The sequence below is a fragment of the Afifella sp. JA880 genome, assembly GCF_025379905.1.
In the GTDB taxonomy this organism is placed as follows: domain Bacteria; phylum Pseudomonadota; class Alphaproteobacteria; order Rhizobiales; family Afifellaceae; genus Afifella; species Afifella aestuarii.
Genome location: NZ_JAOANH010000002.1, coordinates 646,853 through 659,414, shown reverse-complemented (window position 1 = coordinate 659,414; position 12,562 = coordinate 646,853). Strand labels below are relative to the sequence as shown.

10 protein-coding genes are annotated in these 12,562 nt (G+C 61.9%); all 10 read right to left on the bottom strand.

Annotation, left to right across the window (positions count from 1 at the left end):
* Window positions 1-34: 34 nt before the first annotated feature.
* The 10 genes from NYQ83_RS11350 to NYQ83_RS11305 all read right to left on the bottom strand — a co-directional run bounded on the left by NYQ83_RS11350 (window position 35) and on the right by NYQ83_RS11305 (window position 12,528).
* Complete coding sequence (locus tag NYQ83_RS11350) at window positions 35-412, bottom strand: response regulator (protein WP_261214733.1); 378 nt, start codon at window positions 410-412, stop codon at window positions 35-37.
* Window positions 413-439: 27 nt separating this feature from the next.
* Window positions 440-910, bottom strand: coding sequence for a chemotaxis protein CheW (locus tag NYQ83_RS11345; protein ID WP_234628815.1), 471 nt, complete (start codon window positions 908-910; stop codon window positions 440-442).
* Entirely contained in the window at window positions 907-3,642 is a 2,736-nt protein-coding gene (locus tag NYQ83_RS11340; protein ID WP_261214732.1) for a chemotaxis protein CheW, read from the bottom strand. The genes NYQ83_RS11345 and NYQ83_RS11340 overlap by 4 nt, the downstream gene beginning before the upstream one ends.
* 36 nt (window positions 3,643-3,678) lie before the next feature.
* The gene (locus NYQ83_RS11335; protein ID WP_261214731.1) at window positions 3,679-5,358 is read right to left on the bottom strand and encodes a methyl-accepting chemotaxis protein; all 1,680 of its coding nucleotides are present in this window, start codon (window positions 5,356-5,358) and stop codon (window positions 3,679-3,681) included.
* A 536-nt stretch (window positions 5,359-5,894) separates the two neighbouring features.
* Window positions 5,895-7,571, bottom strand: a complete 1,677-nt coding sequence (locus NYQ83_RS11330; RefSeq protein WP_261214730.1) for a methyl-accepting chemotaxis protein — start codon at window positions 7,569-7,571, stop codon at window positions 5,895-5,897.
* A 78-nt stretch (window positions 7,572-7,649) separates the two neighbouring features.
* Window positions 7,650-9,332, bottom strand: a complete 1,683-nt coding sequence (locus tag NYQ83_RS11325) for a methyl-accepting chemotaxis protein (RefSeq protein WP_261214728.1) — start codon at window positions 9,330-9,332, stop codon at window positions 7,650-7,652.
* A gap of 64 nt (window positions 9,333-9,396) precedes the next feature.
* Window positions 9,397-11,073 (bottom strand): methyl-accepting chemotaxis protein, encoded by a 1,677-nt coding sequence (locus NYQ83_RS11320; RefSeq protein WP_261214726.1) that lies wholly within the window; start codon window positions 11,071-11,073, stop codon window positions 9,397-9,399.
* Window positions 11,074-11,115: 42 nt separating this feature from the next.
* Entirely contained in the window at window positions 11,116-11,571 is a 456-nt protein-coding gene (locus tag NYQ83_RS11315; RefSeq protein ID WP_128291190.1) for a hypothetical protein, read from the bottom strand.
* Entirely contained in the window at window positions 11,571-11,948 is a 378-nt protein-coding gene (locus NYQ83_RS11310) for a flagellar protein FlgN (RefSeq protein ID WP_261214720.1), read from the bottom strand. The genes NYQ83_RS11315 and NYQ83_RS11310 overlap by 1 nt, the downstream gene beginning before the upstream one ends.
* Before the next feature lie 13 nt (window positions 11,949-11,961).
* Complete coding sequence (locus NYQ83_RS11305) at window positions 11,962-12,528, bottom strand: rod-binding protein (RefSeq protein WP_261214719.1); 567 nt, start codon at window positions 12,526-12,528, stop codon at window positions 11,962-11,964.
* Window positions 12,529-12,562 lie beyond the last annotated feature (34 nt).

Below are 12,562 nucleotides of genomic sequence, written 5' to 3'. Positions count from 1 at the left end.
GGGCGGGCGCCAGGCGGAGGTGCGGCGATCGCGTTCATGTTGCCCTCGCCAGAATGCCGACGGATTCCAGCTTCTCGCGCAGGATGTCGGCGTCATAGGGCTTCATGATGTATTCGTCGGCACCGTCCTCGATGGCGCGCGCGATGTGATCGAGATCATTCTCGGTCGTGCAGAAGATCACCCGCGGAGCCTCCCCGTCCGGCCGCTTGCGCAGAGCCCGGAGGAAATGCGGACCGTCGGTGACCGGCATGTTCCAATCCAGAAGGATCGCATCCGGCATTGCTTCCTGGCACCGCTCCATCGCGGTCTCGCCATTGTCGGCTTCGCGCACCTGGAAGCTCATCTCTTCCAGCATGCGTCGGGCCACCTTTCGAACAACGGAGGAATCATCCACCACAAGGCAGGTTTTCATCGCGGGCTCCTTGGAATGCTGCTTGTGTCAGGCAGCAAGAGCGACAGTTACGCGGGCGAGGGCTGCTTCGACGTCGAGGATCAACATCAATTCGCCCGAGACGTGATAGACACCCTTGACGATCTCCGCCCAGCGCGGGTCGAGGTTCGGGGGGCAGGGCTCGAGCGTCTCTTCCAGGTGCATGACCTCGCCGACCTCATCGATGATGAGGCCGAAAGATTCGCTCTTGTACTCGATGCCGACGGCCATCTTTTCTTTCGCATCGCTCGGCGGGAAGCCGAGCAACTGGCGAAGATCGATGGTGGTGACGATGCGTCCACGCAGATTAAGGACGCCTTCCACTTCTTTCGGAGCGAGAGGAACGCGCGTCACCTGTTCAGGGACGAACACCTCGTGGACCGCTGCGATCGGGAGGCCGAAGCGCTGGCCACCGATGCGGACGGTGACGTACTGATTGGCGGCCGACGTCCGCACGTCGTGGACGTTATGCTGGCTCATGCTGCTTCTCCATAGATCGGGGCGCATTGCTTGATCGCCGCGATGAGTTCGCTGCGATCGACCTTCGTTGCGATGCGATCGAAGCCAATGAGGTTTTCCTCACCCGGGCGCACCCGAGACTTGGGGCTGCCGAGTGCCATCAAGGGGACATGCTGCATGTCCGCCTGGCTGCGAACGGCGGCCGCGAAGGCGGCCGGGTCCATCGCCGGAGTGTCGAGGTCGGTGACCACGAGGTCGAAGCGGTGCCCTTCCGTAATCTGAGCAAGTGCATCTTCCGCGTTCGAGGCCAGCGACACCCGATATCCGGCACTGCGCAGGATCGGCTCCACCATGTTGCGGTAGAAGACGTTGCCGCCGACGAAGAGGAGCTTCTTGCCCTTGCGTTCGGCCTGTTCGGGCGCGTCGCGGAAGGCAATCTCGAGGAAGTGCGAAATGTCGACGATGTCCGTCGCCTTGCCGCCGAGCACAGCGCTGCCGAGAAGCCCCGGTGTCTCGGAGGGAAGCTCGATATTGAGCGGCTCCTGGACGATGTCGACGATTTCGTCGACCACGAGACCCATCGTGTTGCCGTTGTCGGAGAAGACGAGCATCGGCTGGGTTCCCGTCGTGCGCTGTTCCACCTCATGGTTGACGTAGACGAGCGGGATGAGCGCACCGCGGTAGTTGAGGATCGGCTGACCGCCAGCCCATTCGACTTTTTCGGTCTCGAATTCCTCAAGACGCGTGACGAGCGACAGCGGCACTGCTTTCGGCTCGCGACCGCCCGCCCGGAAGACGAGCATGGAAACGGCGTCGTTGGTTTCCTCCTGCTCTTCGGCGTCGGCGGTGGCCGCGGCGATCGTCTGATCGATGCTGCTTGCAGCCTGTTGGGCAACACCGTTCGGATCGACGATCATGATCACGCGTCCGTCGCCGAGGATCGTCGAGCCTGAGAACATGCCGATGTGGCGCAGCATGGACGACATCGGCTTCACCACGATTTCTTCGGTGTGGAAGACCGCGTCGACGATGACACCAAAGATCTGATTGCCGACCTGCATGACGGCAATGAAGCCGCTCTCCTGGTCTGCGACCTCGTCTTTGACGCTGCCGAGAAGCGCACCGAGATGAACGATCGGCAGGAGCTTGTCACGCAGCCGAAGGACGGGCGCGTCCTTGAGACGCTCGATCTTGTGCTCGGAATCCGGCTGGATACGGACGAGCTCGACCACGGCCAGCTGCGGCACCGCGAAACGTTCGCCGGCAACTTCCACGATCAGAGCCGGCACGATCGCCAGGGTGAGCGGGATCTTGATGACGAAGGTCGAGCCTTTGCCCTGCGTCGAGCGCACGTCGACATTGCCACCGATGATCTCGATGTTGGAACGCACGACGTCCATGCCGACGCCACGGCCCGACACGCTCGTCACCTTTTCCGCCGTCGAGAAGCCGGCGTGGAAGATAAAGCGATGGATCTGAGCATCCGACATCTTGGCGAGTTCGGCTTCCGTCGCCAGACGGTTTTCAAGCGCTTTCTCGCGGATGCGATCGGTGTTGAGGCCGCGACCGTCATCGGTGATTTCGATGATGATGTGGCCGCCCTCATGGAAGGCGGAAAGCCGCACCAGCCCCTTCTCGGGCTTGCCGGCGAGGCGGCGCTCTTCCGTCGTCTCCAGACCGTGGTCGGCGGAGTTGCGCACCATGTGGGTGAGCGGATCTTTGATCAGGTCGAGGACCTGGCGGTCGAGCTCGGTATCCGCGCCCACCATCTCCAGCTCGATCTGCTTGCCCAGATCCTGCGCAAGGTCGCGCACGATGCGGGGCAGCTTCTGCCACGCATGGCCAATCGGCTGCATGCGCGTGCGCATGACGCCTTCCTGAAGCTCGGCCGTCACCGTCGACAGACGCTGCAGCGAGACCTTGAAGTCGGAATCTTCCTGACGGCGCGCGATCTCCATGAGCTGATTGCGGGTCAGAACCAGCTCAGAGACCATCGTCATCAAATGCTCGAGGGCATCGAGATTGACGCGGATCGACTGTGAAGAGACGCTCGAGCTGTTGTTGTTCGCGGCAGGCTGCTCTTCACCCGGCTTTTTGGCCGGAGTTTCGGGTGCCTTGGCGACCGGTGCCTTCGTCTCGGGCTCTTCCTTCTTTGAAGGCGCAGCTGCGGGAGAAGCCTTTTCTTTGGCTTTGGCCGGAGCCTTCTTCGCCTTCGTTTTCCCCTTGGCAGCCGGGTTTTCAACTTCCGTCTCGCGGAAGATCCGCTCCAGTTCGTCGAGCGGAATTTCACCCGGCATCAGCGGACGTTCCAGCACCTGGTCGACGAGGGTGCCGACGGTCACCTCGGCCTCTTCGACGACCTCCTCTGAAACGGTTTCCCCCGCCGCCATCTTTTCCAGAAGTTCGATGAGGTCTGCGTCGCTTCCTTCAGGCTCCTGCCCGCCGTTCTCTTCGAGCTTCGCCAGGATGTCCTTGATCCTGTCGATGGTCTTGAGGACCAGGCTCACCGCTGCCGGCGTGACGGGCACGCCTTCGCGGAACTTGTCCATCAACGTCTCTGCGGCATGGGCAAGCTTCGCGAGGCGAGGCAGACCGATGAAACCGCAGGTGCCCTTGATGGTGTGCACGAGACGGAAGATGTTGTTGAGAATGGCGGCGTTGTTCGGTTCCTGTTCGAACTTCACGAGCTCGACGTCGGCGACGTCCAGGCTCTCGTTCGTCTCAGTCAGGAACTCGCGAAGCAGTTCATCCATTGCGGGGGCTCCGATTGGCTTTCGGGAGGGAGGGGCCTAAGCGGCCCGCACCCGTTCGATGAAGATGTCGACCTGCTGACGCAGGCTTGCGGCCTGGGTATCAAGGTCGGTGGCGGCGTGGACGATCTCGCTTGAGACGCGCCCGGTGTCGTTGGCGGCACTCGTCACGGCGACGATGTTGGAGGAAACCTCCTGAGTGCCCTGCGCGGCCTGCTGGACGTTCTGGGCGATCTCGCCGGTGGCAGAGCCCTGCTCCTCGACCGAGGAGGCGATCGTCGAAGAGATCTCGTCGATCTGCTTGATCGTGCCGGTGATCGATTCGATCGCCTTGACGACCTCGTTGGTGGCTTCCTGCACGGCCGTGATCTGCTGAGAGATCTCGCCAGTGGCCTTGGATGTCTGCTCGGCGAGCGTCTTCACTTCCATGGCGACGACTGCAAAACCCTTCCCGGCTTCACCGGCGCGGGCCGCTTCGATGGTGGCGTTCAGGGCCAGCAGATTGGTCTGCGAGGCGATGTCGGTGATCAAGTTGACGACCTGGCCGATGCGCTGGGCGCTGGCGGCAAGACCGCGGACCACTTCGCCGGTGTTCGACGCCTGACCGTTCGCCTGCCCGGCGACGTTGGCGGCCATCGACACCTGCTGACCGATTTCACGGACAGAGGCGGCAAGTTCCTCGGCTGCGGAGGCGACCGTCTGGACGTTGGTCGTCGCCTGTTCGGCGGCGGCCGCGACAACGGTCGACTGGCGATTGGTCTCCTCTGCGGATGAACTCATCGTGGAGGCCGACTGCTTCAGCTGGGTGACGGCGGAGACCACCGTGCGCACGATGCTCGAGACTTCCCGATCGAAATCGTCGGCGAGTGCGTGCATGGCCTTGCGCTTGTCTTCTTCGGCGCGCGCAGCGAGCTCTTCCTGTTCGCCGCGCAGACGCTCGGCCTCGGCGAGACCGTCGCGGAAGATCGCGATCGCCTTCGACATTTCGCCAATCTCGTTCTGCTTGTCGGCATACGGGATTTCGGTGTCGAGCTTGCCGGCGCTCAAATCGGTCATGACGCCGGTGATGCGGCCGATCGGGCGGATCACGCCGGTGGAGACGTAGACCATCGCGGCGCCGGCAATGATGACGCCGAAGGCAATGGCGATGAAGAGCTGCAGCCGCGCGGAATTGTAGGCCGAAACCGACTTCTCGTAGTCGCTTGCGGCGCCCTCGTTGTTGATCTGGACGGCGCTCATCAGGTCGTTGGAGAAGGAATCGAAGATCCGCTTCATCTGACCGCGAAGCAGGTCGTTGGCTTCCGCGGTCTGTCCGGCTGCGATGAGGCGGGCGACCTGCGGCTCGAGGCTGAGATACTCGGTGAACTTGGCGGAGAAATCCTGATAGAGCTTACGCTCTTCATCGGAGGAAATCAGCGGCTCGTACTTCGCGCGAAGCGTGGCGATTTCCCCGATATTTTCCGCGATTGCAGCTTTCAGAGTCTGCTGGTCCTGCGGGTCGGTGGCCAGGAGATTGGCAATCTGTGCGATGCGCAGGTCAGAGGTGGCGGTGTTGATCTTATTGATCGTGTCGATGCTCGGAACCCAGTTAAGGGCCTCGTTCTCGACGTTCGCCTGGATCTGAGCGAGTTTGCTTACGGACGTCCAGCCGAGGGCGACCATAAGGACGACCAGGACGCCGAAAATTGCCGTCAGCGTTGATTTCAAATTCAGCTTCATCACGTTCTCCGTTCCGAGCCTGCCCAGCATCTAGCTTTCAAAGCTTGCTCGTAGCTGGCAGTTGATGGCTCGCCTGCCGGGGTAGTTGTCTGCTGCACGTGCAGTGTCGGGTGTCAGATCGTCCGACATGCATTTGGACGGACCTGTCCGTCGTCTGCTCGCAGCCGACGGCTTGACGGACTGACGGACTGACCGGGCGGCCAAACAGGCCGCATTTCTTGTGCCTGTGGGATACGCCCTCCGATGCCCCGTGGCATTGCAGCGGTGATTTGCGTGCAAGTGAAGTGTGCTGAAGACGCTGAAATCTCAGACGATTCGCGGACCTCGTCTCGCCTCGCAGGCAGAACAAAACCACTCAAGACTTGCGTGTAGCTTGTCGAAAGATCTCTTTCTGGATGTATTTTGCGGGTGATTTTGGATGGGTCCGAGCGTCGTATTCTTTGGGCCACAGACGCAAACAGGCCCCCCTTTCGGAGGGCCTGTCGGAGCGTTAAATAGGTCGGTGATCCGGCTAAGCCGGTCCCGTAGTCTGCGAGTTAAGCGGCACGCACTCGGCCGATGAACGCGTCGACCTGCGCACGGAGATTCTCCGCCTGGCTGTCAAGATCGCCTGCCGCTTGCACGATCTCTCCGGAAACCCGCCCGGTTTCGTTGGCCGCACGCGACACAGAGACGATGCTCGTCGACACCTCCTGGGTGCCCTGAGCGGCCTGCTGGACGTTCTGAGCGATCTCGCCCGTTGCCGAGCCCTGCTCTTCCACCGAAGAGGCGATCGTCGAAGAAATCTCGTCGATCTGTTTGATCGTGCCGGTGATCGATTCGATGGCCTTGACGACCTCGTGGGTGGCTTCCTGCACGGCCGTGATCTGCTGCGAGATCTCGCCGGTTGCCTTGGACGTCTGTTCTGCGAGCGTCTTCACTTCCATGGCGACGACGGCAAAACCCTTGCCGGCCTCGCCGGCCCGTGCCGCCTCGATGGTGGCGTTGAGGGCCAACAGATTGGTCTGCGAGGCAATATCGGTGATCAGATTGACGACCTGGCCGATGCGCTGGGCGCTGGCGGCAAGACCGCGAACCACTTCACTGGTATTGGAGGCCTGACCGTTCGCCTGGTCGGCGACGCTCGCGGCCATCGACACCTGCTGACCGATCTCGCGGACCGAGGCGGCAAGCTCTTCGGCGGCCGATGCGACCGTCTGGACGTTGGTCGTCGCCTGTTCGGCGGCGGCCGCAACCACGGTCGACTGCTGGTTTGTTTCCTGCGCCGAGGCCCCCATGGTGGAGGCGGATTGCTTAAGCTGTGCTGCCGCCGAAACGACCGAGCGGACAACGCCTGAAACCTCGCGTTCGAAATCGTCGGCGAGCGCGTTCATCATCTGGCGCTTCTTCTCTTCCGCGTGCGCTCCCGCCTGCTGCTGTTCGGCGCGCAGCCGTTCGTTCTCGCGCAACTCCTGAAGGAAGTGCTCCGTGGTGCCCCACAGCTCTCCGATCTCATCGGAGGAACGGTTCTGCTCGATTGTCACGTCGAGATCGCCGGCCGCCATGCGCTTCAGCGTACCGCTGACGCGGGTGAGCGGGCGGCTGATCTGACGCGTACCGATCCACACGGCGATGGCCGCGCCGGCTGCGAGCCCGATCAGCATCGTTGCCACGATCAGTAGCGTCATGCGCTCTCCAAGGGTGGACATCTCGGCAAGGATCGGCTTCAGCTCGTGCTGGAGATCGGCTCTCACGGCGTCGACGTCGGTTTGCAGAGCCTTGCGGTTCGCCCGGTTTTCGTCGGTGTTGCCTTGTGCATTGGCTGCAGCTGGCGAGACCTCGAGGCCGAGGCGGACGGTCTCGGTGCGGTAGTCGCGAAACTCGGCGATTCCTGCGAGAACCCTGTCGAAGGCTTTGGCTCTCTCCGGCGTCCTGACGAAACTCCGCGCTTCGGCGGCAGCGGCGTCGAGTTCGTCGAGGCTCTGCATGAGGCCCGCGGCGAATGCCTTCGTCTTTTCCGGTGTTTTGCTCACATAGATGCCGCGTGAATCCATCACGACTTTGGAGATAAGACCGTTGACCCGTTCCATGCGGATCGTCATTTCCGCGTTACGCGCGTAGCGTTCGGCCAAATTCTCGCTACGCTTCAAAGCATAAAGACCCATTCCCCCGACAAAGATGCTTGCGACGCCTAGCACGCCCAGCATCATATATATTTTATGACTTATTTTCATTTTCCGAACTCCTGCAAGGGTCGCGCCGGCCCTACGGGCCGACGCAAGTCAAAAGACGAGCATTGTGATGCTCTGTTATTAGGCAGCCCGTACGCGGCCGATGAAGGCATCGACCTGGCTGCGTAAGTTCTCGGCCTGGCTGTCGAGGTCGCCGGCAGCCTGCACGATTTCGCTTGAGACGCGTCCGGTCTCGTTGGCTGCCCGCGACACCGAGACGATGCTCGTCGACACTTCCTGGGTCCCTTCGGCGGCCTGCTGGACGTTCTGGGCGATCTCGCCCGTTGCCGAGCCCTGCTCTTCCACCGAAGAGGCGATCGTCGAAGAAATCTCGTCGATCTGTTTGATCGTGCCGGTGATCGATTCGATCGCCTTGACGACCTCGTTGGTGGCTTCCTGCACGGCCGTGATCTGCTGCGAGATCTCGCCGGTTGCCTTGGAGGTCTGCTCGGCGAGCGTCTTCACTTCCATGGCGACGACCGCGAAGCCCTTGCCGGCTTCACCGGCGCGGGCTGCCTCGATCGTCGCGTTCAAAGCCAAGAGGTTCGTCTGGGCCGCGATGTCGGTGATCAAGTTGACGACCTGGCCGATGCGCTGGGCACTGGAGGCGAGGCCGCGCACCACTTCACCGGTGTTGGTGGCCTGGCTGTTGGCCTGGCCTGCGATGGTCGCCGACATTGCCACCTGCTGGCCGATCTCGCGGACGGAGGCGGCAAGTTCTTCAGCGGCCGAGGCAACCGTCTGAACATTCACAGTCGCCTGTTCGGCCGCGGCTGCGACCACCGTCGACTGATGGTTCGTCTCGTCAGCAGATGCGCCCATCGTCGAAGCCGACTGCTTCAGCTGCGTTGCGGCGGAAACGACCGAGCGCACGACGCTCGAGACTTCGTGTTCGAAATCGTCAGCGAGCGCGTTCATCATCTGGCGCTTGTCCGCCTCTGCACGCTCTTCAGCCTGCTGCTGCTGTTCGCGCAGCGTCTCCGTCTCCTTGAGCGCGACGAGGAAATGTTCCGTGGCTTCCCAGATTTCGCCGATCTCGTCGCCGGAGCGCTTCTGCTCGATAGAGACGTTGAGGTCGCCTCCGCCCATACGCTTCAACGTACCGGTGAGGCGGACGAGGGGACGGCTGATCTGGCGGGTGCCGATCCACATCGCGATGCCGACGCCGATGATCAGTCCGACGGCGATGACGGAACAGATCAGGATAAGCATGCTCTCGTTGAGCGACAGCATGTGGGAGCGAAGCGGATCGAGGCGCGCAGCGACATTCTCGACACCCGCCGCCAGGCTCGTCTGCAAACCTTTGCGCCCCCCGCGCACTTCGTCGCTGGTGCCGTAGGCGCGGGCTGCATCGGGGCTGATTTCTACACCCCGGCGCACCAATTCCGTGCGTTCTGCGCGATAATTTGCGAGGTTCTTGCCGAGCTCGTCGACGACGGGCATGTCTTCGGAAGGGGTGAGATCCACCAGCTGGGCAAAGGCGGTGTCGATTTCATCGAGCGCGGACATGACTTCTTTGCCGTATTTGGCGGCTTCGGCCGAGCCTTCGGCGAGGTAGACCCCGCTCGATGACTTGCTTGCCTGGATGACCTGGGTTCCGATCTGCTGCATCAAGAGTGCCCGCGAGGATGTTCTGTCGAACTCCTCGGCGGTGCTATGCATTGCATTGATCGCATAAATGGCGATGGCGCCGACACCTATGGTTACGATGCCGAGTATGGCCACGATGGCGTTGATCTTGCCGGTAATTCTCATGGGTCTCATTCCGTTTCCGGCCCTGGGGCCGACGTCAGTTGGGGGGAGGGGGCCCTGCGAGGGCGGCTTTCGATCAGGCGGCTCGCACCCGTTCGATGAAAATATCGACTTGCTTGCGCAGGCCTGCCGCTCGGTTGTCGAGGTCGTTTGCGGCGTGCACGATCTCGCTCGAGACGCGTCCGGTGTCGTCGGAAGCGGCTGTAACGGCCATGATGTTTGAGGAGACTTCCTGCGTGCCCTGAGCGGCCTGCTGAACGTTCTGGGCGATTTCGCCTGTCGCCGAACCTTGTTCTTCCACCGAGGATGCGATCGTCGACGCGATTTCGTCGATCTGCTGGATCGTGGTGCTGATCGACCCGATCGCGGCGACGACTTCGTTGGTCGCGTCCTGCACGGCCGTGATCTGCTGCGAAATCTCGCCGGTTGCTTTGGACGTCTGCTCGGCGAGCGTCTTCACTTCCATCGCGACGACCGCAAAACCTTTTCCGGCCTCGCCGGCGCGCGCAGCTTCGATGGTGGCGTTCAAGGCGAGGAGGTTCGTCTGCGCGGCGATGTCGGTGATCAGGTTGACGACCTGCCCGATGCGCTGGGCACTGGATGCGAGACTGCGAACGATCTCTGTGGTGTTAACTGCCTGACCGTTCGCCTGCCCGGCAATTTGCGCCGACAACTCGACTTGCTGACCGATCTCGCGGATGGATGCCGCCAGTTCCTCGGCCGCCGAGGCAACCGTCTGGACATTGTGCGTCGCCTCCTCGGCTGCGGACGCGACAACGGTCGCCTGATGGTTCGTCTTCTCCGCCGAGGAGCTCATTGTTGACGCCGACTGCTTGAGCTGGGTGACGGCGGACACGACGGATCGCACCACACTCGAAACCTCCAGCTCGAACTCGTCCGCCAGAGCGTGCATGGCCTTGCGCTTGTCTTCTTCCGCCCTCGCGGCAAGTTCAGCCTGTTCTCTGCGAAGGCGGTCAGTTTCGCGAAGCTCGGCGAGAAAACGTTCCGTCGTCGCCCAGATCTCGCCGATCTCGTCCTTGGACCGGCGGGTTTCGATCTCCACGTCGAGTTCGCCCGCCGCCATGCGCTTCAGAACATCGGTCACACGAATGAGAGGCCGGCTGATCTTGCGGGTGCCTATGAAGATCGCGATCGCCGCGCCGATGAGAAGGCCGGCTGCCGCGACAGCGATGATTGTCGTCATCATCCGACGATCGGCGGTTGCGATCTCTTGTTTGATTCCTTCCACCTGCGCGCGTCGGGCATCGATGAACCCATCGATGTCGGCCTGTAGGGCGATCCGATTGGCCGTATTCACTTCGTTGTTTCCAACGGTTTTGGCCGTCATCGGCGAGATGCGGGTGGCGAGCTGCACAAGGCTCATACGGAAGTCTTCGAAAACCTCGAACTCTTCCTTGAGGTTGTCGAGTTGTTCGAGGCTTTCTGGGTCGAGGAGCAGCGGCCGCGTCTCGGCGAGGAGGAGGTCGAGATCGTTGAGGCTCTGCGTGATCGCCTGACCGAAGGTTTCCACCGCGGCGTCGTTATCTGCAGAGTAGATTCCGCGCGAATCCATGACGACCGCAGTGATCAGCCGGTTCATCCTCTGGCCGTTGATCGCGGCTTCCGCGAGGCGCTCCAGGTCGGCCGTTCGCTCCGCGCTCTGTTTCAGCGCGTAAGTCGCCATGGCTGCCACGAGGATGGTGGCGAGGCCGAGCACCGCCACGATCGCATAGATCTTCCCGCTGATCTTCATTGTATTCCCTTTGTAGCCTCCAGCCATAAATTCCGTGAGGCCCTAGGATTGACCCATGCTTCGTCTGTCGACGTAATTGATTTCTTCTACGAGGACGTCTTGAATGAAGTCAGGACCCAGTCTCTTGTTGGTATTATCTTTAATGTTTTTGAGCAGGCGATCGAGGTTGTACTTCGCCAGACGCCCGAACTCGACTTTGCCGTTGTTGTAGAATTCACGAAATGCTTCGTCGGTGACGAAGGGGGCGGGGTCCATAGAGAGCTTGCTCATCGCGCCGGCATCGGCGGTGAAGACGAGACGGGCGAGGATGTAGCCCTTTAAAGCGCCGTCTTGAATGACGGGCACGGTCATCGGTTCGAGCTTGCGATGCTCCAGTCCGACGAGGGCCGGGCCCTGATCGGGAGCGGGCTTCACATCCGCCTTCCATTGCGCCGCAAAGAAGCTTGCAAGCAGCGCGACGAGGCACGCCCACATGCCGATGCCGAGGGTCTTGACCATCAGACGCGCGCTCCGAGCGGTGCTGAATACGTGCCGTCCGACTCAGCATCCGACATCGCCTTCGCGATCAGCCCGGCCACTGTCTGTACGGCGCTGATATGGGTCTTGAGCATGGACTGATTGCGCTGAAGCTTCTCGCGCAGGCGGATGATGCCGATCCGGGCGTCAGTGCTGATGTTCTCGGAAGGAACTGCGCGTGCCATGCGCGACAGCTCCAGAAGTGCGCGGCTCTTGCGGTGATTGAATTCCTGAAGGTCGATCGGCTGATTTCGGCTCAGTGCCTCGGTTTCCTGGTCAACAAGCTCCTCGAGACGTCCGATGCAGGTCGTCAGGGCGCGGCTTGCGGCCGGGTTGGCCGAACGTGACATCGCATTCATGGCTGGCTCCTCTCTAGATCAGGCCATTCGCGTTTTCGGGTAAGTCGGGGGTCGTCTCGGCGGTGCGCACGGTCTCGGCGATGCCGATCCCGCCGGCCTGGGCCATCTGCGTGGCGATCTGCTGGGCAAGCATCGAGCGCCACATCTCACCAGCCTGGCCGCCACCGAACATCGAATCCGAGCTCGCCGGGAGCATCGTTTGAACGAAGGTCGACAGGAACATCGCCTCAAAGCCGGTCATGGGGTCGTTGCCGGCCTTGGGCGACGACAGGCTGGAATGGGCGAGGGATGTGCTCGTCTTCAATCGCGACAAGACTTGCGCGGAATCGAAGGGCATCTGGATGACCGGGGAAATCGGCCGTTCAGCCGCCTTCGTGGTTTCCTCTGGCCCCGTCGCGCCAGGCTTCGTGACCTGGCCGAAAACGTCTTCAAAGGCGTCGTTGGCCGCGGTGTAGGCGGCCGGCGTCGTGCCGGAGGAGGGAGAAAGGCGCGTCAGCCGTGCCGCGGCCTCTTGATAGCGGGTCGGGCTTGCGGCGCGGGCAACGTCCAGAACGATGTCGGACGGTGGGCTGATCGACATAAGTCACCTGCGACAGATTAAGTCTTCGCAGGCT